Annotated in this window: 15 protein-coding genes and 1 pseudogene; 14 read left to right on the forward strand and 2 right to left on the reverse strand. The window is 66.6% G+C overall.

The window, feature by feature from the left end; all coding sequences use genetic code 11:
* Positions 1–47 precede the first annotated feature (47 nt).
* From ACCQ15_RS03350 to ACCQ15_RS03390, 9 genes are all read left to right on the forward strand, one after another.
* The gene (locus ACCQ15_RS03350) at positions 48–1,994 is read left to right on the forward strand and encodes a M1 family metallopeptidase (protein ID WP_372381217.1); all 1,947 of its coding nucleotides are present in this window, start codon (positions 48–50) and stop codon (positions 1,992–1,994) included.
* Between the two features lie 192 nt (positions 1,995–2,186).
* Positions 2,187–2,906: a hypothetical protein gene (locus ACCQ15_RS03355; protein ID WP_031420956.1), complete on the forward strand. Its 720-nt coding sequence runs from the start codon at positions 2,187–2,189 to the stop codon at positions 2,904–2,906.
* A 346-nt stretch (positions 2,907–3,252) separates the two neighbouring features.
* Entirely contained in the window at positions 3,253–3,906 is a 654-nt protein-coding gene (locus tag ACCQ15_RS03360) for an HAD family hydrolase (protein ID WP_372381535.1), read from the forward strand.
* 481 nt (positions 3,907–4,387) lie between these two features.
* Complete coding sequence (locus ACCQ15_RS03365; protein WP_080721041.1) at positions 4,388–6,412, forward strand: methanol/ethanol family PQQ-dependent dehydrogenase; 2,025 nt, start codon at positions 4,388–4,390, stop codon at positions 6,410–6,412.
* Positions 6,409–8,169 (forward strand): quinoprotein dehydrogenase-associated putative ABC transporter substrate-binding protein, encoded by a 1,761-nt coding sequence (locus tag ACCQ15_RS03370; protein ID WP_372381219.1) that lies wholly within the window; start codon positions 6,409–6,411, stop codon positions 8,167–8,169. Before ACCQ15_RS03365 ends, ACCQ15_RS03370 begins: the two co-directional genes overlap by 4 nt.
* Before the next feature lie 26 nt (positions 8,170–8,195).
* Positions 8,196–8,870 carry a c-type cytochrome gene (locus ACCQ15_RS03375; RefSeq protein WP_029818604.1) on the forward strand — a complete coding sequence of 225 codons (675 nt, stop codon included), beginning with the start codon at positions 8,196–8,198 and terminating at the stop codon, positions 8,868–8,870.
* Positions 8,867–9,913: a beta-propeller fold lactonase family protein gene (locus ACCQ15_RS03380; protein ID WP_218498740.1), complete on the forward strand. Its 1,047-nt coding sequence runs from the start codon at positions 8,867–8,869 to the stop codon at positions 9,911–9,913. The genes ACCQ15_RS03375 and ACCQ15_RS03380 overlap by 4 nt, the downstream gene beginning before the upstream one ends.
* A 35-nt stretch (positions 9,914–9,948) precedes the next feature.
* Complete coding sequence (locus ACCQ15_RS03385) at positions 9,949–11,055, forward strand: S-(hydroxymethyl)glutathione dehydrogenase/class III alcohol dehydrogenase (RefSeq protein WP_127167578.1); 1,107 nt, start codon at positions 9,949–9,951, stop codon at positions 11,053–11,055.
* An 11-nt stretch (positions 11,056–11,066) separates the two neighbouring features.
* Positions 11,067–13,451 carry a TonB-dependent receptor gene (locus tag ACCQ15_RS03390; protein ID WP_372381220.1) on the forward strand — a complete coding sequence of 795 codons (2,385 nt, stop codon included), beginning with the start codon at positions 11,067–11,069 and terminating at the stop codon, positions 13,449–13,451.
* A 91-nt stretch (positions 13,452–13,542) separates the two neighbouring features.
* Here the strand turns inward: ACCQ15_RS03390 and ACCQ15_RS03395 are convergent.
* A pseudogene (locus ACCQ15_RS03395) lies at positions 13,543–15,529 on the reverse strand (sigma-54-dependent Fis family transcriptional regulator).
* Positions 15,530–15,785: 256 nt separating this feature from the next.
* A complete protein-coding gene (locus tag ACCQ15_RS03400; protein ID WP_008573357.1) occupies positions 15,786–16,718 on the reverse strand; it encodes a carbohydrate kinase family protein in 933 nt (310 codons plus the stop codon).
* A gap of 275 nt (positions 16,719–16,993) precedes the next feature.
* Between ACCQ15_RS03400 and ACCQ15_RS03405 the strand changes: the two genes are divergently transcribed.
* From ACCQ15_RS03405 to rodA, 5 genes are all read left to right on the forward strand, one after another.
* Positions 16,994–18,040, forward strand: a complete 1,047-nt coding sequence (locus ACCQ15_RS03405) for a rod shape-determining protein (RefSeq protein ID WP_003482734.1) — start codon at positions 16,994–16,996, stop codon at positions 18,038–18,040.
* Between the two features lie 165 nt (positions 18,041–18,205).
* A complete protein-coding gene (gene mreC / locus ACCQ15_RS03410; RefSeq protein ID WP_029818611.1) occupies positions 18,206–19,543 on the forward strand; it encodes a rod shape-determining protein MreC in 1,338 nt (445 codons plus the stop codon).
* Positions 19,540–20,025 (forward strand): rod shape-determining protein MreD, encoded by a 486-nt coding sequence (gene mreD, locus ACCQ15_RS03415; RefSeq protein ID WP_005911183.1) that lies wholly within the window; start codon positions 19,540–19,542, stop codon positions 20,023–20,025. The genes mreC and mreD overlap by 4 nt, the downstream gene beginning before the upstream one ends.
* Positions 20,026–20,028: 3 nt before the next feature.
* The gene (mrdA, locus tag ACCQ15_RS03420; RefSeq protein WP_372381221.1) at positions 20,029–22,089 is read left to right on the forward strand and encodes a penicillin-binding protein 2; all 2,061 of its coding nucleotides are present in this window, start codon (positions 20,029–20,031) and stop codon (positions 22,087–22,089) included.
* Positions 22,086–23,204: a rod shape-determining protein RodA gene (gene rodA, locus ACCQ15_RS03425; RefSeq protein ID WP_008573354.1), complete on the forward strand. Its 1,119-nt coding sequence runs from the start codon at positions 22,086–22,088 to the stop codon at positions 23,202–23,204. Before mrdA ends, rodA begins: the two co-directional genes overlap by 4 nt.
* The last annotated feature ends 86 nt before the right edge of the window (positions 23,205–23,290 follow it).

The following is a 23,290-nucleotide window of genomic DNA, read 5'->3' on the forward strand; positions in this document are numbered from 1 at the left end:
GCGCAGGGCGCTAAAATGCCTGATTCTCCTTAGCTGCGGTGCCGTCGATGCGCTTCCCGTTCCTGTCGCTGTCCCTGGCCGTGTCCATCGCGCTGGCCGGCTGTTCCAATGACTCCACGCCGTCGGCCTCCCCCACCGCGCCGACCGCCACTGCCAAGGCTCCCGTGAAAGCAGACGCCCGCAACCACGACGAAAGTTCCTACGCCCAGCCGCAGCTGGTGGTCATCAAGGACCTGGCGCTGGACCTGAAGCTGGATTTCGATGCCAAGCAGATCGGCGGCACTGCCACCTACACGCTGGAGTGGAAGGACAAGGCCGCCAAACAACTGGTGCTGGATACGCGCGAGTTGAGCATTGCGCAGGTACAGGCGGACGATGGCAAGGGCGGCCTGTCGCCGCTGCAGTTCGCCCTGGCACCGGCCGACAAGACCTTCGGTAGCAAACTCACCATCGAAGCGCCGCATCAGCCGGGCAAGGTGGTGATCACCTATCACACCGCACCCACCGCCTCGGGCCTGCAGTGGCTGGAGCCGTCGATGACCGAAGGCAAGCAACTGCCTTTCATGTTCAGCCAATCGCAGGCGATTCACGCGCGCAGCTGGGTGCCGCTGCAGGACACCCCGAGCGTGCGCTTCACCTATAGCGCGCATGTCACCTCGCGCCCGGACGTGATGGTGCTGATGAGCGCCGACAACGACCCCAAGGTGGCACGCGACGGCGATTACAACTTCAAGATGCCCGAGCCGATTCCGTCCTACCTGCTGGCGATCGCCGCCGGCGACGTGGTGTTCAAGCCGATTTCCGCGCGCTCGGGCGTGTGGGCCGAGCCGGCCATGGCCGACAAGGCCGCCAAGGAATTCGAAGACACCGAAAAGATGATCGGTGCCGCCGAAAAACTGTATGGCCCGTATCGCTGGGGCCGTTACGACATGCTGGTGCTACCGCCGTCGTTTCCGTTCGGCGGCATGGAAAATCCGCGCCTGACCTTCGCCACGCCTACCGTAATCGTCGGCGACAAGTCGCTGGTCTCGCTGGTCGCGCACGAACTGGCGCATAGCTGGTCGGGCAACCTGGTGACCAATGCCAGCTGGAAGGACATCTGGCTCAACGAAGGGTTCACCACCTACGTGCAGGGCCGCATCACCGAGGCGCTGTACGGCAACGAGATGGCCGAGATGGAGCGCGAAATCGACCAGGGCGATTTGCTGGCCGAAGTCAAAGACATGCCGCCGGCCGACCAGGTATTGGAGTTGCCGCCGCTGGCCCAGCGCGACCCTGACGAGGCCTTGAGCCAGGTTGCCTACGTCAAGGGCGCGTGGTTCCTGCAGTTCCTGGAGCAGCGTTTCGGTCGCGAAGTATTCGACCCGTTCCTGCGCGGCTGGTTCGACGATCATGCCTTCCAGAGCGCCACCACCGACCAGTTCGTCGATTACCTGAAGAAGAACCTGCTGGACAAGCATCCCAACACGGTCAGCGCAGCCGAAGTGGATGCGTGGCTGAAGCAGCCGGGCATTCCGGCCTTCGCCGCCAAGGCGCGCTCGCGCAGCTTTTCGATCGTGGATACCGCACGCATCGCCTGGAGCGGCAGCGGCACCTTGCCGAACAAGCAGGTCACCAGCGAGTGGGGCACGCAGGAATGGGTGCACTTCCTCAGCGGCATGGGCGCCACGCTCAAGCCCGAGCAGCTCAAGCAGCTGGATGAGGCGTACCACTTCACCGGCACGCCGAATGGCGAGATCGCCATGCGCTGGTATCCGCTGGCCATTCGCAGTGGCTACACCGATGCGCGCGCTGCCGCGGGCGAGTTCATCGAACGCGTCGGCCGCCGCAAGCTGGTGCTGCCGATTTACGCCGAATTGTTGAAGACGCCCGACGGCATCGCGTTCGCCGAACAGGCCTTCGAAAAGGCCAAGCCCAGCTATCACCCGATCACCACCGCATCGGTGGCCGAGATGATCGCCAAGGCCAAGGCGGCACCGCCGGCGCAGCCGTAAGGGCAGCGGAGGGCGTTGCAGACGCCCTCCGGCCACCTCCATCGCTGCCGTAGGAGCGCACCCGGGCGCGAGGTGGCTTTACCGGGAATGCTCCATCGCGCCCAGGTGCGCTCCTACGGTCGCCGGCGGTTTGATCGCGGGTACGGCAGGCAGGCTGGTATCGTTGACATTGAATTCTCTCCGGAGTCGACGATGAAGTATCTGCTGAGCGCGGCCTTGTGCGTTGCCGCCTTGAGTGCCTGCACCGACCGCGAGGCGCAACGTCAGGCGCAGGCCACCGCGCAGGCGCAGGCCAGGGAAGCCCAGGCCGATGCGCTCGCCAAGCAATACGACGAAGCGGTGAAAGCGCAGAACTGGGACATGGCGCGTGCGCATGGTGCGGCCTTGATCGAAGGTTATGCCGGCACCGCGGCTGCCACGCGTATCGAACCGGGCTATGCCGATATCAAGGCCAAGGGCGAGCAGGCGCGCGAGCTGCGCCGCATGCAGGCGCTGTGGCAGTACTCGCAGGTGCCGGCCAAGGGCGGTACGCAGCGCTCGGCGATGATCGAGGCCAAGCAACGTGTGGATGTGGATGGCAGCGGGCCCAAGCCGGTCAGCCTGGTGTTTCGCGATCATCCGCAGTGGAAGCGCCACAGCTACCTCGTGCTCAAGGCCGGCGATTTCAATTGCTACGGTGGCTGCAAGGTGCAGGTGGCGGCCGATGGCGGCGCGCCGCGTGCCATGGCGGCGCACCGCCCGGACACCGACGAAGCCATTGCCATGTTCATCGACGATGACAAGGCGTTGTGGAAGCTCGTACGCAACGCCAAGCGCATCAGCATCACGTTCCCGGTCAAGGCCGGCGGTACGCGCACCGCAGAGTTCGAGGTCGGCGGCCTGGACACCACGCAGATGCCCGGGTGGAAGTAGGCCGGCTCGCGATGACATGCCGGCGTACATCGAATGTGTGTGCGGGCTGGTGCAGCACTAGCGGGCTTGATCGACTGTGCGGTACCCCGGTGTGATGGCGCTGCAGCGCGTCGGCACTGCGCGCTCGGGGCGGTCGGCAAAGCTGGCGCGCATTCGTTCGGTGGCAGGCGCGCGCGCGTTGGAGTGTCCGCGCAAGTACATGCCGAGCGGGCGCCACACGCACCGGCTTGGCGGTGCGTGCAGACGCCATGTCGACCGCGTTGGGCGAAGTCGCTGATGGCGCCCTGCAAGTTGGCCGCACCGCCGCATGCCGCATCGAATCGATCACTTTCTTGTCTTTGCACGGATGGACAGCATGACACTCACCGCGCGCGCTCCCACGTTGTCCGACTACCGCCATTGGGTCTTCGACATGGACGGCACCCTGACCGAGGCTGCGCACGATTTCGCCTTGATCCGCCGCGCGCTGGACATCCCGCCAGAGGCGGACATCCTGCACCACCTGGCCGCGCTGCCGGCCGACGAAGCGGCGACCAAGCATGCCTGGTTGCTCGAACACGAGCGTGCGCTTGCCCAAGGCGCACGCGCCGCGCCGGGCGCAGTGGCACTGGTGCGCGCGCTGCATGCTGCCGGTTGCCGGCTTGGCATGCTCACCCGCAACGCACGCGAGCTGGCAAAGATCACGTTGCAGGCGATCGGTCTGGACGATGCGTTCGCCTGGGACGACATCGTCGGCCGCGACGAGGCGGCCCTAAAACCTGCGCCCGACGGGCTGCACTATTTCGCGCAGCGCTGGTCGGTGCAGGGCAGCGCGCTGGTCATGGTCGGCGATCATCACAATGACCTGGCCTGCGGCCGCGCCGTCGGTGCGTGCACTGTGCTGGTCAATACACCCGGCGATCCCTGGCCCGGTTTCGCCGACTGGCGCCTGCACAATTGCACGCAGTTGCTCGCGCAATGGGCGGGCCAGGCGCGCGTTGTGCCTGTGCAACGCGGGTAACGTGCAGCCGATCGGGCATCGGAATGGTTAACTGCCTGCCGACGCCATGACGCGTCTCAAAGGGGGCTCGCCGTATCCGCATCCGCCTTTCGGACACCTGCTCCCGGCGGAAGAAGAAATGCGTGGCGCCACCGCGCGGTGTTGCTTGCCTTAGCGCATCGCGCTGCACCAGCGGCGCAGCGATCGGGGTCCAGCACACGCCCGGCCTTGCTGAACATCTTCCCGACCGTCTGCACCACCTGTGTCACAGCACGTTCGGCGCAAACTGTGCCAAAACCGTGACAGCGCCAAGTGCCCAGCTCGCCGTCATTGCCCCCAACCCTTGCCGACTCGACGTGGTGCGGCGCACCAGTGTGCTGGCATGACGTTTGCTCAGGTCTCTCCCGACGTTTCCTACGTCCGCATCGCCACGGCGGTGACAGCGCCTGCGCTGCGGGATGTTTCAACCGACTGGTTGTTCAAACGAGAGGGGTAGACGCACATGCACCAATCTTCCTGTCGCAGCGTATGCAGCACTGCGCTGCTCATGCTTGCGCTGAGCGCCGTTCTGTCTGGCTGCAAGAAAGACACACCGACCGAAACTGCGGCGCCGGCAACGGCTGCAACACCTGCCGCTGCGCCCGCCGCTGCACCTGCCGCCGCGGTCGATACCGATAGCGAGTTCACCGCCAATGCCAGCAATGCGGACAACTGGGGCGGTGTGGGGCGCGACTTCGCACTCACCCGGCATAGCCCGCTGGCCGAGATCAATCGCGACAACGTCAAGAATCTGAAGATGTCGTGGGAGATGAAAACCGACGCCACGCGCGGCCACGAAGGCCAGCCGCTGGTGATCGGCAGCATCATGTACATGGTCAGTGCGTATCCGAACAACGTGTTCGCCATCGATCTGGCGGCGCAGGACGACGGCGGCAAGGTGTTGTGGAAATACACCCCGCAACAGGACGAACGGTCGGTGGCGGTGGCGTGCTGCGACACGGTCAACCGGGGCGCCTCCTATGCCGATGGCAAGCTGGTCTTCGGCAGCCTCAGCGGCGATGTGATCGCACTCGATGCCAAGACCGGCAAGGAAGTGTGGAAGCAAAAACTCGCCCACCCGGACAAGGGCGAAACCATCACCATGGCGCCGATCATCGCCGACGGCAAGGTGGTGGCCGGCATCAGCGGCAACGAATTCGGCGTGCTCGGTCGCGTGGCCGCCTACAACCTCGCCGATGGCAAGCAGGCCTGGTCCTGCGATGCGGCCGGCACCGACAAGGCGATCTGCCTGGGTCCGGATTTCAACAAGGCCAATCCGCAGCATGGCCAACTCGGCGACCTGGGCGTCAAGACCTTTCCCAACGAAGAATGGAAGCGCGGCGGCGGTGCAGCGTGGGGCTGGTACAGCTACGACCCGAAGTTGAAGCTGGTGTACTACGGCACCGGCAATCCCGGCCTGTGGAGCCCGTCGTATCGTTGCGGCAAGACCTCGCAGGAGGAGTGCAACAACGGCGAGCATGACAACAAGTGGTCGATGACCCTGTTCGCCCGCAAGATCGATACCGGCGAGGCGGTGTGGGGCTACCAGAAGACCCCGTTCGACCAGTGGGATTACGACGGCATCAACGAGCCGATCCTGGTCGACCTGACCATCGACGGCAAGCAAGTCCCCTCGGTGGTGCAGTTCGATCGTAACGGCTTTGCCTACGTGCTCGATCGGCGCGATGGCACGCTGCTGCGCGCGCACAAGTTCGTGCCGGCCAACTGGGCCGAACGCATCGACATGAAGACCGGTCGCCCGGTCAAGGTGGCTGCGCATTCTCCGCTGGAACGCGGCAAGAAAGTGCAGGCGTTTCCGTCGGCGATGGGCGGCAAGGACCAGCAGCCGTGCTCGGTGGATCCGGCCAATGCGGCGGTGTTCTTCTGCGGCACCAATAACTGGCACATGGAGCTGGAACCGCAGGAGCGCGGCAACACCATGATGGGCCTGCCGTATGTGTTCGCCAACGTGATGATGAAGCCGAACGAGCCGGGCGCGCTGGGCATCGTCAAGGCGTTCGACGTGGTGGAAGGCAAGTCCAAGTGGGAGATCAAGGAGAAGTACCCGGTGTGGAGCGGCACCCTGGTCACCGACGGCGGGCTGGTGTTCTACGGCACGCTGGATGGCTGGTTCCGCGCGGTGGACAAGGACACCGGCAAAAAGCTGTGGGAGACCAAGCTGCCGTCCGGCATCATCGGTAACCCCATCGCCTACAAGGCCAACGGCCATCAGTACGTGGCGGTGTTCTCCGGTATCGGCGGGTGGATCGGCCTGCCGGTCACTGCGGGCCTGGATCCGTCCGATCCGTATGGCGCGCTAGGTGCGGCAGGGCTGGCGTTCGGTGCGGGCTTTGACAAGATCCCGCTCGGCGGCATGGTCCACAGCTTCCGTATCGATGGCGCCGGCAAGACCGTGACTGCCACTGCGACCGCCACTGCGGCCGCAGGTGGCGGTACCGCCAATGCCGCAGCGAAGACGGCACGATGATCTGCACGCAAGGCGTTGGACGCGCACCTCGGCAGCGTGCTGCCGGCGTGCGCGGCATCACCCGGCACCTGCAGCAGGTGCTGGTGCTGGTGCTGTGCAGCCTCGGACTCGTCGCCGCAGGCTGCACACGCGAGCCGTCTTCATCGACGGCTCGCGCTTCTCGTTCGGATGTGGTGCCCGCTGCGGCACCTGCATCAACCAACTCGCCGGCAACACCGCCGCCAGCGCCCGACCCGCACGTGCTGCGCGTGTGCGCAGACCCGGGCAACATGCCGTTGTCCAACAAGGCCGGCGAAGGCTTCCAGAACAAGATTGCCCAGGTCGTGGCCGCTGCCATGGGCCGGCGCCTGCAATACGAATGGCGCACCTACTACCAGCGCGGGCTGGCACGCAGCACGATCAACGCGGGCCGTTGCGATGTGCTGATGGATCTCAACAGCGATTTCGAGCAAGGGGTGGTCACGCGCCCGCTCTATCGCTCGACCTATGTATTGGTCACACGCAAAGGCTTGAATGTGCGGCCTGCTTCGCTGGACGACCCGGCGCTGAAGAAGCTGCGCCTGGGCGTGTTCCAGAGCTCGCCTGCGCGTCAGGCGCTGTACGAGCATGGCATCAGCGGTGAGGTGCAATACCTGTTCTACGATTCGGCCACTGCGCCGGAAGAACACCCCGGCAAGCTGGTCGAACGGGTTGCCGCCAACACGCTGGATGCGGCCGAATCCTGGGGCCCGGTGGCCGGGTATTACGCACAGCGCAACGGTCTGGGAATGGTGCCCTTGAACACCATCGACGATGCGGTGCTGGAGTATTCGATGGCCTGGGCGGTGTCGCGCAAGAATGCAGACCTGCGCGATGCGTTGAACACGGCGCTGCAGCAGAGCGCGGCAAAGATCGACCAGATCCTGCGCAGGTATCACGTGCCGCTGGTGCGCTGTAGCGACTGCGTGGTGGCCGGCGATCTGGCGTCGCACGGGCCGTATGTCACGCCGACACCGGCATCCACTGCACCCAGTCCGGCGGCCTCGTCGCAAGAGTTGGCGCAGCTGCAATTGCGCATCGCCGACGGTGCAGACCCGAACCAGGAACTGGCGCATGCACTGGACGCGGGCGACGCCGTGCGTGCGGCATGGCTGCTGCGCCATGGCGCCGATGCCAATCGCGCGAACCTGCTGGGCGAGCCGCCATTGCACCAGGCCATCCGCAACCAGGAGCCGGACCTGGTCGGCCTGCTGCTGGATGCCGGCGCGCGCATCGAGGCGCGCGACGCCAGCGGCTGGACCGCACTGATGAAAGCCGCCTGGGCCAATGACGCCGACAGTGTCGGCAGGTTGCTGGCCAAGCGCGCGCCGGTGGACACCGTGTCCAGCGACGGCTGGAGCGCGCTGGATCTTGCGGTGTCCTATGCCGACGTGGGTGTGGTGCAGGCGCTGCTGGACAAGGGCGCGACCGTGCGGCGCGCCAACCCCACCGGGTTCACCCCGGTGATGTTTGCGGTGGCGCGCGACGACCCGGCCATTGTGGAGGCTGTGCTGGCACGCGGCGCCGAGGTCAATCACGCCAATCAGGCCGGTGTCACAGCGCTGATGCTGGCTGCCGCGGCCGGGCGCGAAGCGGTTGCCCGACGCCTGCTGGCCGCAGGTGCCGACCCGTCTGCGCGCAACCGCGACGGCAAGAGCGCCGCGGATCTGGCGCAGGCACGTGGCGACACCGCGCTGGCCACGCTGCTCGCCGAGGCCCGGCGCCCGGCACCCAAATGATTGCTTCACCCGTCGCGCGCACCGGGGTGCGCGGCGTTCCCTCCGATCAAAAAGGTTCGTTCATGCGCACGTCCACTACACGTTATCTCGATCGTTCCGTCCGCGCACCGCTGTGCGCGTTGATGTTCAGCGTCGTGCTGGCGGCATGCGGCAAGGACGCGCCGCCGGCCCCGGCCGCCGATACACCGCCGCCAGCGCCCCCGGCGGCGGCCAGCGCACCGGCGCCTGCGCCAGCCGCCGGCAGCGCAGCGCCTGCACCTGCACCTGCGCCTGCGGCCGCAGGGATGCCGAATGTGGCGGCCGGGCCTGCCCCGGATCCAGCGACGCCGGCCGCACCACCTGCCACGATCGTGCCGATTCCCAAGGGACCCGAGGTCAAGGTCACGCCCGAACTGGTCGCCGAAGGCAAGAAGATCTATTTCTCGGCCGGCTGCAATGCCTGTCATGGCGGTACCGGTGGCGGTGGCATGTGCCCGCCGCTGACCAACGACATCTGGGTGTACGGCAGCGACGACGACACCCTGCGTACGCTGATCAATGAAGGCACCGCGGCCATGATCACCCACGGCAAGACCCGCGTCGGGCACGAAAAGGTCGTCGGGCAGATGCCGCCGTTCGCGCCGGTACTCAAGCCCGGCGATACCGAAAAGTTGCTCGCCTTCATCCACTCGATCAACAAGACTGCAGGCAAGGCGCAATGAGGCCAGCGCCTGCTCGCTGGCCATGCATGCTTGCAGCAACGCTGCTGGCCACGCTGCTGCTGGCCGGCTGCCAGCGCGACGCTGCCTCGCCGGCCTCCACCGCCGCACCCGCGACGACGGGCCCTGCAGCACCGGCGCCGGCAACGCCGCCGGTGTTTGCGTATGTGCCCAATCAACGCAGTGGCACCGTCTCGGTAATCGATACGCACACCGATACCGTGGTGCGCACGCTCAGCGCGCAGGGCCAGCTCGGCAAGCGCTTGCAGCAGCTATTGCCCGGCCCACAGGGGCATCTGTATCTGATCGATGCCGAGCATCACCGGCTGGTCGAGCTCGATGCCGAAAAAGATGCGGTGTTGCGCAGCGTGGACATCGGCGAGAACGCCGAAGGCATCGCGTTGTCGCCGGACGGCAAGCAGTTCGCGGTATGCGTGGAAGGCCAGAATCAGGTGACGCTGATCGACGCGGCGCAATTTGTCGTGCAGCAGGTGATCGCCACGCGCGGGCAGGCGCCGGAGCATTGCGCCTACACCCCGGATGGCAAGTGGTTGCTCACCAGCAATGAAGGCTCCAACGACATGGACATGATCGAGCTGGCCACGCATCGATCGCGCGGCGTGGTGGCCACCAGCGGGCATCCGCGCGGCATGGCGTTCGCACCCGACGGGCACAGCGTGTACATCGCCCAGGAAACCGCCAATGTGGTGGACGTGATCGACCTGCAGACGCGTCAGCGGCGCGCCAGCCTGCCGGCCGGCGTGCGCACCGCCGGCGTCGCGCTGTCGGCCGATGGCGCGCGGCTGTATGCCTCCAACGGGGGCGCCGGCACGGTCAGCGTGATCGATCTCAAGACCGCACGCACCCTGGCCGAGATCCCGGTCGGGCAGCGTCCGTGGAATCCGGCGCTGACGCCGGCCGGCGACAAGCTCTACGTTGCCAACGGGCGTTCCAACAGCGTGAGCGTGATCGACACCGCCAGCTTGCGCGAACTCAAACAGATCCCCGTCGGCGAGCTGCCGTGGGGCGTGATCATCGCGCGCTGAGCGGCCGGCAGGCCGACGCGCGTCAGGGAGGCCGGATGAAGACACGCGCTGCGGTGGCCTGGGGTCCGCACCAGCCGTTGACCATCGAAGAGGTAGACCTGCAGCCGCCGCGTCCCGGTGAGGTGCTGGTGCGCCTGGTCGCTACCGGCATTTGCCATGGTGATGCGCATGCGTTGGCGCATGGCCACGCCGGCAGCTTCCCGGCGATCCTGGGGCAGGAGGGCGCCGGTGTTGTCGAAGACGTCGGGATCGGCGTCACCAGCGTGCGGGCCGGCGATCACGTGATTCCGCTGTACATGCCCGAATGCGGCGTGTGCAAATTCTGCCGTTCCGGCCGTACCAATCTGTGTCAGGCGATTCGCAGCAGCCAGGAACGTGGCCTGATGCCCGATGGCAGCAGCCGGTTCTCGTTGCATAGGCGGCCGGTTCTGCATCACATGGGCACCAGCACGTTTTCCGAATACACGGTGTTGCCGGAGATTGCGGTCGCACGTATCCATCCGGATGCGCCGCTGGAGCAGGCCTGCCTGCTCGGTTGCACGGTCACCACCGGCGTCGGTGCAGTGCTCAACAGCACGCATGTGCGGCCGGGAGATTGCGTGGCGGTGTTCGGGTTGGGCGGCATCGGATTGTCGGTGATACAGGGCGCAGTGCTGGCCCAGGCCGGTCGCATCATCGCGGTGGACATCGACCCTGCGAAATTCGCACTGGCACGCACGCTGGGCGCCACCGATTGCCTGGATCCGCGCGACTACGGTGCGCCGATCCAGCAGGTGATCGTGGACCTGACCGATGGCGGCGCCGACCACAGCTTCGAATGCGTCGGCGATGTCGGTGCGATGCGCGCCGCGCTGGAGTGCTGCCACAAGGGGTGGGGCGAGAGCGTCATCCTGGGCGTGGCCGAGGACACGCAGGAAATCAGCACGCGCCCGTTTCAATTGGTCACCGGGCGGGTGTGGCGCGGCAGCGCCTTTGGTGGCGTCAAAGGCCGCAGCGAGTTGCCTGGTTATGTCGAACGCTATCTGCACGGCGACATTCAACTGGCGCCGTTGATCACGCGCACGCTGGCGCTGGACGACATCAACCAGGCGTTGGCGGACCTGCGTGCGGCACGCGGCATCAAATCCATCGTGGTGTATTGAAGGAGACGCACATGGCAGCAGGCAGATGCAGGACAGCGACGCTGCATCGCAGGGGATTGGCAGGCGCATGCGCCATGACCTTGCTCGCACGCAGCGCACTGGCCGTTGCAGCGGAAGCGCCGCAAGTCACCTGGTTGGACCGTATCGAGGTGACCGCCACGCCGATCCCGGGCACCACCATCGATGCGGCGCAATTGCCGTACATGGTGCAGTCGGCAAGCAATGCCGAACTGTCGCGTGGGCGCAGCAACAACCTGAGCGATCTGCTGCAGCGCCGCTTCATTGGCGTGGACGGCAACGACGTGCAGGGCAGCGCGTTCCAGAACGATCTCACCTTCCATGGCTTTCGTGCGTCGGCGCTGCCGGGCGCCTCGCAAGGGGTGTCGGTGTATCTGGATGGCGTGCGCTTCAACGAACCGTTCGCCGATATCGTCAGCTGGGACATGCTGCCCGAAGCGGCAATCAGCGCCGTGACGCTGATGCCGGGTTCCAACCCGTTGTTCGGGCCGAACACGCTGGGCGGCGCGGTGGTGCTGTCTACCGCCTCCGGGTTGACCGCGTCCGGATTACAGGGGGAAGCGAGCATCGGCAGCGGCGCGCGCAAGCGGCTGGATGCCAGTTACGGCGTTGCCGGCGCCGACGGCTGGCATGGCTTTGTCGCGCTGACCGGCTTCGACGAAAACGGCTGGCGCGCTGCCTCCGAAGGCCGGCTTGGCACCGTGTTCGGCAAGGTCGGTAAGCAAGGCGAGCAGACCGATTGGAGCCTGTCGCTGCTGCACGGGCGCAGCCGTCTGATCGGCAATGGTCTGCTGCCCGATACACGCTACACCGACGAAGGTCCGGAGCCCGGCTTGTATCGCGCCGATCGGCGCTCGGTCTACACATCGCCCGATCTCACCCGCAATCGCAATACGCTATTAAGCGTGCAGTTGGACCATCGTTTCGATGCAGACACTGCGCTGCACGCGCTGGCTTATTCGAAGATGGGGCGGCGCGACACCGTCAATGGCGACATCGGGCAGGACTACGAGGAATTCGTCGAAAAGTGCGCTTCCGGTTACGCCACCGATGGCAGCGCACTGGATGCCGATTGCGACGTCGCCCGCACCGATGCCGACACGCTGCACACCGGCGCGCTCAACACCACCCAGATGCGTCAGCACGCGCAGGGCATTGCGCTCAATCTGAGCATGCAATGGGGTGCGCATGCGCTCACCGCCGGCGCCACCTTCGATCGCGGCCATGTGCGTTATCGGCAATTCGCCCGCGACGGGTGGGTGCAGCCCGACCGCTCGGTCGTTGCAGATCCGGCGACCGACCGCACGTTCTTTTCCGGCGTGCGCGGCAGTACGCAGACATTGGGCGTGTTCCTGGCCGACACCTGGGCACTGGACGATGCCACCCATCTCACCGCCGCGGTGCGCTGGAATTATGTGGTGGTGGACAACGTTCTTTCCACCGCCGACGACGGCGACCGCCCACGCGAGCGCTTCGTTTATGCCAAAGCCAACCCGTCGCTGGGGCTGACCCGGCGGCTCGCGTCGGCGGTGACGCTCTACGGCTCGGTCGCGCAGAACAGCCGTGCACCGACCGCCATCGAATTGGGCTGCGCTGATCCCACCCAGCCATGTCGGTTGCCGACCGGTCTGCAGGCCGATCCGCGCCTGGAGCAGATCATCTCGCGCACCTACGAACTGGGCGCGCGCTGGACGCCGTCGGCCGATCGCAACGCCACGCTGTCGGTCTACCGCGCCGACAATCGCGACGACATTCTGTTCTTGCGCGCACCGGACACGCAGTTGGGTTACTTCGACAATGTCGGCCGCACGCGCTATCAGGGCGTGGACGCGGCACTGCATCTGCGCAGCGGCGATTGGCAGTGGTCGGCCGGCTACAGCTACCTGGATGCCACTTACCGCAGCGACGGCCAATTGCTGTCCGGCGAGCGTGTGATCGCTCTGCGGCCGGGACTGCGGATCGCCGCGCTACCGCGGCACAACCTCAAGCTCGGGATGGAGTGGCAACGCGATGCGCTGACGCTGGGCGTGGGCGTGCGTGCGGTCTCCGGGCGGGTGGCCAGCGGCAACGAAGATGGCCAGGTCGACAATGCCGAAGAAGGCGAGGCCGCGCCCGAGCGTCTCGACATCGGCACCGCCGGCTATGCCCTGGCGGACCTGCAGGCGCGCTGGACCATCAACGCGCGGGTGTCGCTGTTCGCCCGGATCGACAACGTCTTCGACCGCCGCTACGCCACCTATGCCGCCGTGGCCGAAGACGTGTTTCCCGACGGCGAACTCGCACGCCCGCAGGATGCGCCAGTGGAAACCGGCCCGGCACGATTTCTCGCACCGGGGGTGCCCCGGCAGTACCTGATCGGCGTGCGCTGGGCGCTTTGATCGCGGGAAATCGGGAATCGGGAATCGGGAATCGGGAATCGTAGAGCGTCAGCGCGCTGCTTTTATCTATTCCCGATTCCCGATTCCCGATTCATCCGGTCTCCAGCCCGTGCTTGCGCAACTTGCGATACAGGGTGTTACGGCTGATGCCCAGGGCATCGGCGGTGCGGCTGACATTCCAGCGATGGCGTTCGAGTTGTTGCTGCAGCACCAGCCGTTCGGCCTGATCCAATGCAACGCGGCCGGGCATATCGTCGGCCGCGACCGCGCGCGCATCGACCAGGCAAGGTGCGCTGCCCGCGTCGACGATCTCCTGCGGCAGATTCGGCAGGCGAATCACCTCGTCACTGCACAGCACGGCCGCCGTGCGCAGCACATTACGCAATTGGCGCAGGTTGCCCGGCCAGGCGTAGCTGAGCAGCTTGTGCAGCGCATCTTCGCTGATGCGCACGCTGCGCTCGCTGTTTTCCTCGCGTAACAGGGTGCGGATCAGTTCGGCCTTGTCGCTGCGTTCGCGTAGCGGCGGCAGATGCAGCACCACGCCGTTGAGGCGGTAGTACAGGTCCTCGCGGAATTCGCCGGCGGCCACCATCTGCGCCAGGTCGCGGTGGCTGGCGCTGATCACGTGCAACTCCAGCGGCATTGCCCGGTCGCTGCCCAGCGGTGTCACGCTCTGTTCTTCGAGTACGCGCAGCAGCCGCGTCTGCAGCGGCAGCGGCATGTCGCCGATTTCGTCCAGGAACAAGGTGCCGCCGCTGGCCTGCAGCAGCTTGCCGTGACGGCCTTCGCGCGCGGCGTCGGTGAACGCGCCGCGCGCGTAGCCGAACAGTTCGCTCTCGATCAGCGCCTCGGGAATCGCCGCACAGTTCACCGCCACGAACGGCCGCGCTGCCCATGGCGAGCCGCGGTGCACCGCCTTGGCGAACTCCTCCTTGCCGGTGCCGGTGGCGCCGCACAGCAGGATCGACACGCGATGCGCGACCAGCTTCAGCGCGTTGTCCAGGTTGTGGCGCATGCGCGGATCGGAGCCGACGTGCTCGCGTGCGTAAGCGGCCTCGCCATCGTCGGCGGGGGTGGCGTGTGCGCCGCCAGCAACCGCGTTGCGGCGCGGCGGCTGCGCCAGGGCGAAGAAACGGCGCCCGTGGCAGGCGCAGCGGATCGACCAGAGCGTGCTGGCAGCGTTGCGCGCGCGCTGCTCCACGGTGTCGAAGTCCAGCTGCATCACCTGCGAGATGTCGCGCCCGACCAGCAGGCTGCGGTCGCCCTTGCCGAGCTGTTCCAGCGCCGCTTCGTTGACGGCCAGCACGCAGCCGTCGGCGCCGATCGCCATCAGCGCCTCGTGCAACAGGCCGGCGAACTCCGGGCGGCTGTGGAAGCGCAGGATCCACGCGTGCCGATACTGCTCCAGGAAATACGAACGCGCGATCTGTGCCGCCGACATGCGCACCAACGCGCTGGTGTGGCGCTGTACCAGCTTGGTGTCGCGCGCGTCCGGCGTGGACGCATCCAGCACCGCCAGCAATTGCCCGTGCGGGTCGAGGATCGGCGCACCGCTGCACGACAGCGGCAGGTGCCGGGCCAGATAATGCTCGCCGCGATGTACGCCTAGCGCGCTGCGCTCCACCGCGCAGGTGCCGATACCGTTGGTGCCCTGGTAGCGCTCGGCCCAGCTGGCGCCGCAAAACAACCCGGTCTGGCGGAATTCGCGCAGCAGTGCCGGGTCCTGCACGCTGTGCAGCAAGGTCGCCTCGGCGTCGGCGAACACCACGGCATAGCCGCCGCCGGCGATCTGCTCGTAGAGGTTCTCCATCTCCACCTTGGCGATGCGCAGCACTTCCTCGAGCCGCTGCTGGCGCTCGCGCAGCCCGCTGCCGTCGTGGACCATCGGCAACGGGGGGGGCATCCGGACTCAGCCCATACTCGTCCAGGCAGCGCTGCCACGAGCGCGCCAGCGCCGGCGGCAGCGGTTCGATCTGGCGGAAGCGGCGCATCCGCGCCAGCAGCGCCGATTCGGCCTGGGCATCGGACAAGGGCCCGGCCGTGGCCTGCAGGAGGTTGGCGACAGTCACTTCCGACACGTGGCGCTTCCTCGGTCCCTACCCGGGGCCAGAGCGGCAGTGACGCATAAACCGGGGCGAGGCTCAAACCGCGGTGCAGCAAACGCCGGGGATGCGGATTCGGGAGTCGGGATTGGCAAAAGCGGCTCGGCTGGGGGCGGCTGCCTTTTCGCCTGGGCCAAAACGAAAAAACCGCGCCATCGCGCGGTTCCTCGTGGCCTCGAGGCGCCAGGACCCAGCTTTTATGACTCCCGACTCCCGAATCCCCACCTCCCGGCTACAACGCGTAGCCGAACTGCTGCTTGAACTGGTCGTTGAACTCGGCGAAGTCGAAGCGCTGGTTCTGGGTGCCCGGGTGTTCCACTTTCAGCGCGCCCATCAGGTTGCCCATGCGGCCGATGGTCAACCAGTCGTAGCCGCCCTGGATGCCGTAGATCAGCCCGGCGCGGAATGCATCGCCGCAGCCGGTCGGGTCGACCACGCGGCGCTCGTGCGCCGGCGGAATGTCGTAGGTCTTTTCCGGCGTATGCACCAGCGCGCCCTTCGGGCCCTGCGTGGTGATGTAGGCCTGCACGCGCGAGACGATGTCTTTTTCGTCCCAGCCGGTGCGTTCCTGCAACAGGTTCGACTCGTAGTCGTTGACCACTACGTACTGGGCCTGTTCGATGAACTGGCGCAGCTCCGGGCCGTTGAACAGCGGCATCGCCTGGCCGGGGTCGAAGATGAAAGGGATGCCGCCGGCAGCGAACTCTTCCGCGTTCTGGATCATGCCTTCGCGCCCGTCCGGGCCGACCAGGCCCAGGGTCACGCCCGGCACATCCTTCACGTGGTTTTCGTAGCTGCGCATCATCGCGCCCGGATGGAAGGCGGTGATCTGGTTGTTGTCGTGGTCGGTGGTGATGAACGCCTGCGGGGTGAACAGGTCGTCGATGATCTTCACCCGCGACAGGTCGATGCCCAGCGTTTCGAAGTGTTCGCGGTACGGGCCGAAATCCTGGCCGACGGTGCCCATCGGGATCGGCGCGCCACCGAGCAGATGCAGGTTGTAGGCGATGTTGCCGGCGCAGCCGCCGAACTCGCGGCGCATGCGCGGCACCAGGAACGACACATTCAGGATATGCACCTTGTCCGGCAGGATGTGGTTCTTGAACTGGTCCGGAAACACCATGATGGTGTCGTAGGCGAGGGAACCACAGATCAGTGCGGACATCGAGTCGGGCCTTTGCGTTGGGAAAACCCGCCAATTGCCGGGCATGGCAGCGGGACGGCGCGTGCGCCGCGGCGCAAAGGGTAACGGCTGCGGCCGATCAGGGCCACAACCGCATGCCATGGCCGGCGTGACCGCCACATGAAAACGGGGGCGAAATCGCCGATTTTTCCTTGCTCACCCCGGGGGGGATTGCTAGGCTAGCCGACTTCGTTTTCTGCCCAAATTTTCGCCAGTCTGGCGGCGGGCATGCGACTCACCCAGGAACGACTCCCTCGATGTTCAAGAAACTCCGCGGCATGTTCTCCAACGACCTGTCCATCGATTTGGGCACGGCCAATACGCTGATCTACGTGCGCGGACAGGGCATCGTGCTGAACGAGCCGTCGGTGGTTGCGGTGCGGCAGGATCGCGCAATCGGCGGCACGCGCTCGGTCGCTGCCGTCGGCGCGGAGGCCAAGCAGATGCTCGGCCGTACCCCCGGCCACATCACCACGATTCGCCCGATGAAGGACGGCGTCATCGCCGACTTCACCTACACCGAGGCGATGCTGAAGCACTTCATCAAGAAGGTGCACAAATCGCGCTTCCTGCGCCCCAGCCCGCGCGTACTGGTGTGCGTGCCGGCCGGCTCCACGCAGGTCGAGCGCCGCGCCATCAAGGAATCTGCGGAAGAGGCCGGTGCGCGCGATGTGTATCTGATCGAAGAGCCGATGGCCGCAGCGATCGGCGCCGGCATGCCGGTGACCGAGGCGCGCGGCTCGATGGTCATCGACATCGGCGGCGGCACCACCGAAGTGGCGGTGATCTCGCTCAACGGCATCGTGTACTCGCAATCGGTACGTGTGGGCGGCGACCGTTTCGATGAGTCGATCACCAATTACGTGCGCCGTAACCACGGCATGCTGATCGGTGAAGCCACCGCCGAGCGCATCAAGCTGCAGATCGGCTGCGCCTACCCGCAGGACGAGGTGCAGGAGATGGAAATCTCCGGCCGCAACCTCGCCGAGGGCGTGCCGAAGATGATCAAGATCAACTCCAACGAAGTGCTCGAAGCGCTGCATGAGCCGCTGTCGGGCATCGTCTCGGCGGTGAAGCTGGCGCTGGAGCAGACCCCGCCGGAACTGTGTGCCGACGTGGCCGAGCGCGGTATCGTCCTTACCGGTGGCGGCGCGCTGCTGCGCGACCTGGACCGCCTGATCTCCGAAGAAACCGGCCTGCACGTGCAGGTGGCCGACGATCCGCTCACCTGCGTGGCCCGCGGCGGCGGCCGTGCGCTGGAGCTGGTGGACATGCACGGCAACGAGTTCTTCGCGCCGGAGTGAAGCGCTCGGGATTAGGGAGTCGGCATTCGGGATTCGCAAAGCGTGTCCCGGCCTTCGGCCTTGACCGATTGCGGTGTAGCCCTGTTTGTCTAACGCTTAGTCGTACCGGGGGCCGCCAACTGCTCCTCGAATCCCCAATACCTAATCCCGAATCCCGGCCTTAACGTGCCCTCCTACGCCGGTCCTCCCGTCGCCTCCCGTCCGGGCGAAGTCACCTCCACGCTGCGGCTGCTGGTCTATCTGGTGCTGGCGGTGGTGCTGATCGCGCTCGATAGCCGCGGTGGCTGGCTGAGCCAGGTGCGCATGCAGGCCAATCTGCTGATCCAGCCGATCTGGGCGGTGGCCGGGCTGCCGGGGCGCATCGGCTCGCAGGTGCGCGACAACGCCGCAACGCATGCGCAACTGGTGGAAGAGACCCGGGATCTGCGCAATCAGCTATTGGTCGCCAATGCGCGCCTGACCCGGTTGCAGACCGCGGCCCTGGACAACGCGCAACTGCGCGAACTGCTCAACGTGGCCGAGCGCCGCGGTCTGGATGTGCAACTGGCGCCGATCCTGAACATCGATCTGGATCCGACGCGCCAACGCCTGCTGCTGGACGCCGGTAGCCGCGAAGGGGTGGTGCTGGGCCAGGCGGTGATCGATGCCGGCGGCCTGATGGGACAGGTGATCGAAGTCACCCCGCTGCATTCCACCGTGTTGCTGCTCACCGACCCCGACCACGCCGTGCCGGTCAGCGTGGCGCGCAATGGCGTGCGGCTGATCGTCTACGGGCGCGGCGACCGCCTGGAACTGCGCGACATCCCGCTCAGTGCCGGCGTGCAGGTGGGCGATGAAATCGTCACCTCGGGCTTGGGCGGCCGCTTCCCGGCCGGCTTCCCGGTCGGCAAGGTCTCCGAACTGCATCCGGACGATACCCACGCCTTCCTGGTCGGCGAACTGACCCCGGCCGCCAAGCTCGATCGCGGCCGGGATGTGTTGCTGCTGCGTGCCGGCAAGCCGTTGCGGTTGGTGCCGGGGGCCGGGATTGGGGATTCGGGAGTTGGGATTCGCAACAGCGACAACAGCAACGGCGGCGCGGCAGCCGCCAGCGCGCCGGTGGCTGCCACGCCACGCACGCCGGTGGGCGGGATTTCCAACGTAATGATTGATACCGCGCGTCCGACGGCCGCTGCGGCATCGGGCACCGGCACTGTTCCCGCGCCGCGCACACAGTCCGTGTCGACACCTGCCGCGCCTGGTGTCCAGTCGGCCCGCGCATCAGCGTCAGCATCCAGCGGCCACGCCAGCCTGCCGGCCAGTCCTCCTGGGTCGAACGGCCCTGAACTCCAGACCCGCGGTTCCCGCGCAGCGTCATCGCAGGGCTCACAGGCTTCAGGGAGTGGAGACGCTGGAAGGGGCAACGGCAACGGCAACGCCGCACCAGCACAGGCGGCCGCTTCTAACCAATCCCCAATCCCCAATCCCCAATCCCGTTCTTCTCCGCAGGAGACGGACCAATGACCCGCATGCGCAACACCTGGATCCTGCCGGCGAGCATCTTCATTGCGCTGGTCCTGGGTCTGCTGCCGTTGCCGATGGTGGTGCAGCCGCTGCGGCCGTACTGGCTGGCGCTGGTGCTGGCGTATTGGGTGATCGAGGAGCCGGACCGGGTTGGGCTGGGCCTGGCCTTCGTGGCCGGCGTGCTGGCCGATCTGCTGTATGGCGGGCTGCTCGGCGAACAGGCGCTGCGGCTGGTGATCATGACCTTCATCCTGCAGCGCTTCCGCGCGCGCATGCGTTTTTTCCCGGTCTCGCAACAGGCGCTGGCCATCGGCGGGCTGCTGCTCAACGACCGCATCGTGTCTTCGGCGGTGCATCTGGCGGTGGGCGAGCCAACCCTGCCGTGGAGCTACTGGTGGGCGCCGCTGCTGGGCATGGCGCTGTGGCCGCCGCTGTTCGTGGTGCTGGATGCGGTGCGGCTGGGCAAGCGGGGCAAGAAGTAAGCCATGCACGGGCGCCGTCATCCCAAGAATCCGCATGCGGAGGCCGAACAGTTCCGCCGTCGCGCGGTGCTGGGCTTTGTGATGGTGGTGGTCTGCCTGGTCGGCCTGGGCGGCTGGTATTTCAAGTTGCAGGTGCTCGACCACGAGGTCTACGCCACCCGTTCGGAGGCCAACCGCATCAAGCCCAAACCGGTGGTGCCCGGGCGCGGCATGATCTACGACCGCACCGGCCGGCTGCTGGCCGAAAACGTGCCGGCCTTCCGTCTGGACGTGACCCCCGACAAGGTCGCCGACATGAACGCCATGCTGGACGCGTTGGGCAAGGTGATCCCGATCGCGCCGGAGGATCTGGAGCGCTTCAACCGCGAGCGCCGCGCACGCCGCAGCTTCCTGCCGGTGACGCTCAAGCTGCGCATGAGCGATGAAGAGATGGCACGGTTCGCGGTGGAGCGCTGGCGCTTCCCCGGCGTGGAGCTGGAGCCGTATCTGACCCGGCGTTATCCCTACGGCCCGTTGTTCGCGCACATCATCGGTTATGTGGGCCGGATCGACGAAAAAGACCTGGCAGTGCTGGGCGAGGGCAATGCTGCGCTCACCCATATGGGCAAATCCGGGCTGGAGCGCTACTACGAGCAGGATCTGCGCGGGCAGGTCGGTTACGAGCAGGTCGAAACCAATGTGCAGGGGCGGGCCATCCGCACCGTCGGCCGGGTCGCCCCGCAGTCGGGTGCGGATCTGCGCCTGTCGGTAGACGCCGACCTGCAGCGCGCGATGGTGGCCGCCTTCGGCGAGCACGAAGGGGCGGCCATTGCGATGGACCCGCGCACCGGCGAGATCCTGGGCATGGTCAGCCTGCCCAGCTACGACCCCAACCTGTTCGTCAACGGCATCTCGCATACCGATTTCAAGATGCTCAACGACAACCCGTCCCGGCCGCAGTTCAACCGGCTGGTGCTGGGCGGCGTGGCGCCGGGCTCCACGCTCAAGCCGCTGATCGCGTTGGCCGGCCTGGACAGCGGCCTGCGCCGGCCGGAAGACCGGGTGCTGTCCACCGGCATGTTCTACCTGCCCGGCGTCAGCCGCGGTTGGGGCGATTCGCACCGCGGCGGGCATGGCTGGACCGACCTGCGCAAGTCGATCGCCCAGTCGGTCAATACCTACTACTACCGCCTGGCGGTGGATATGGGCATCGAGCGCTTCGACCACTATATGTCCGAGTACGGCTTCGGCCAGCCTACCGGGGTGGACCTGCTGGGCGAAATCGGCGGCATCCTGCCGTCGCCGGCCTACAAGTACAAGACGCGCAAGGAGCGCTGGTATCCCGGCGACACGGTCAACATCGCCATCGGCCAGGGCGACTGGAAGGTCACGCCGCTGCAGCTGGTGCGCGGCGTCTCGGCGATCGCCAGTGGCCTGCTGCTGCGCCCGCACCTGGTGCTGGAAGAACGCACCGGTTTCGATCATCCCTGGGAGCCGATGATCCAGCCGCCCGGCAAGCCGCTCAGCCAGAACCCGGCGCATCTGCAGGTGGTGCGCGAGGGCATGATGGACACCATGCGGCCCGGCGGCACCGGCTATGCGATCACCCCGGGCGCGCCGTACCAGATGGCGGGCAAGACCGGCACCGCGCAGGTGGTCAGCCGCAAGGGCGTGGCGGCAGTGGACCCGCGCAGCCTGCCGTTGCACCTGCGTCACCGCGGCCTGTTCGTCGGCTTCGCGCCGGCCGACAACCCGGTCATCGCGGTGGCGGTGGCGGTGGAAGGCGGCGGTTTCGGCACCAGTTCGGCGGCGCCGATCGCACGCAAGATCTTCGATGCCTGGCTGCTGGGCAAGATGCCCGCCGGTCTGGAGCCGCTGGACAGCGAGCTGGGCATGACCGCCGTGGGCGTCAATCAGTTCGAAGCCGGCGTCACCGACGCGCGCGCCGCCGGCGACGCCGCCGCTGCCACGCTGGACGAGCTGCCAGTGGTGATCGGCCAGAGCGCCGTTGCGCTGGACCCCAACACTCCCGCGCAACCGTTGGTGCCGGATGTGCCGGACGCGGTGCAGGAGACCGACCATTGAGCGACATCCTGCGCTGGTTGGTGGACATGGCTGCGCGCTTTACGCGCAGCCTGGACTGGGTGCTGTGCCTGGCGCTGGGCGGCCTGATGGCCATCGGCCTGTCGGTGCTCAAGAGCGCCGGCGGCACTGCCAATGGCGAGCACCTGATGCTGGCGCAGGGCATCCGCTTCATTATCGGGGCAGCAGCGATGTGGGGCATTTCACGCATGTCGGTACTGCGCCTGCGCGCCTGGACACCGTGGGTGTACGGCTTGTCGATGCTGCCGCTGCTGGCGGTCTTCGCGCTGGGCACCGGTAAGTACGGCCGGCAGTGGCTGGACCTGAAAGTGTTCTACCTGCAGCCGGCAGAGCTGCTCAAGATCAGCCTGCCGATGATGGCGGCCTGGTATCTGCACCGCATGCCGCTGCCGCCGCGCATTGCCACCGTGCTGGTGACCGGCGTGATTATCGGCGTGCCCACCGCGCTGATCATGTTGCAGCCGGACTTCGGCACCGGCGTGTTGATTGCTGCCAGCGGCGTGTTCGTGCTGTTGCTGGCCGGCCTGCCGTGGTGGTGGGTGGCCGTTGGTGTGGGCGGTGTGTCCGCGGCTGCGCCGGTGGCGTGGTTCTGGCTGCTGCGGCCGTACCAGAAGGACCGCATCATGATGTTCCTCAACCCCGAAAACGACGCGCTTGGCGCGGGTTGGAACATCATCCAGTCAAAGATCGCGATCGGTTCGGGCGGGTTGAACGGCAAGGGCTGGGGTCTGGGCTCGCAATCGCACCTGAACTTCATTCCCGAACAGACCACCGACTTTGCGTTTTCCGTGCTCAGCGAAGAATTCGGCTGGATCGGTGTCGCCACCGTGCTGACCCTGTACCTGATCGTCATCGGCCGCTGCCTGTGGATCGCCTCGCAGGCGCGCGACACCTATTCGCGCCTGGTTGCCGGCGCCACCGGCCTGGCGTTCTTCGTCTACGTGCTGGTCAACGGCGGCATGATCTCCGGCCTGCTACCGGTGGTGGGCGTGCCGATGCCGCTGATGAGTTACGGCGGCACCTCGGCGGTGTCGTTGCTGGCCGGCCTGGGCCTGGTCATGGCAGTAAAGTCGCATCGCCCGGTGCACGGTTACTGAGCCGTGCCGGAAATATGCTCGTACGGCAGGTGCGCCTTGAACATTGTCCCTTTGCTGGCGACGCGGCAGCCCGTGGCTGGAAGGCT

Source organism: Xanthomonas sp. NCPPB 1754, assembly GCF_041475725.2.
Taxonomy (GTDB): domain Bacteria; phylum Pseudomonadota; class Gammaproteobacteria; order Xanthomonadales; family Xanthomonadaceae; genus Xanthomonas; species Xanthomonas euvesicatoria.

Coding starts and splice junctions, on each gene's coding strand:
- ACCQ15_RS03350 (WP_372381217.1), top strand. CDS start 48: ATGCGCTTCCCGTTCCTGTCGCTGTCCCTGGCCGTGTCCATCGCGCTG.
- ACCQ15_RS03355 (WP_031420956.1), top strand. CDS start 2,187: ATGAAGTATCTGCTGAGCGCGGCCTTGTGCGTTGCCGCCTTGAGTGCC.
- ACCQ15_RS03360 (WP_372381535.1), top strand. CDS start 3,253: ATGGACAGCATGACACTCACCGCGCGCGCTCCCACGTTGTCCGACTAC.
- ACCQ15_RS03365 (WP_080721041.1), top strand. CDS start 4,388: ATGCACCAATCTTCCTGTCGCAGCGTATGCAGCACTGCGCTGCTCATG.
- ACCQ15_RS03370 (WP_372381219.1), top strand. CDS start 6,409: ATGATCTGCACGCAAGGCGTTGGACGCGCACCTCGGCAGCGTGCTGCC.
- ACCQ15_RS03380 (WP_218498740.1), top strand. CDS start 8,867: ATGAGGCCAGCGCCTGCTCGCTGGCCATGCATGCTTGCAGCAACGCTG.
- ACCQ15_RS03385 (WP_127167578.1), top strand. CDS start 9,949: ATGAAGACACGCGCTGCGGTGGCCTGGGGTCCGCACCAGCCGTTGACC.
- ACCQ15_RS03390 (WP_372381220.1), top strand. CDS start 11,067: ATGGCAGCAGGCAGATGCAGGACAGCGACGCTGCATCGCAGGGGATTG.
- ACCQ15_RS03400 (WP_008573357.1), bottom strand. CDS start 16,718: ATGTCCGCACTGATCTGTGGTTCCCTCGCCTACGACACCATCATGGTG.
- ACCQ15_RS03405 (WP_003482734.1), top strand. CDS start 16,994: ATGTTCAAGAAACTCCGCGGCATGTTCTCCAACGACCTGTCCATCGAT.
- mreD (WP_005911183.1), top strand. CDS start 19,540: ATGACCCGCATGCGCAACACCTGGATCCTGCCGGCGAGCATCTTCATT.
- mrdA (WP_372381221.1), top strand. CDS start 20,029: ATGCACGGGCGCCGTCATCCCAAGAATCCGCATGCGGAGGCCGAACAG.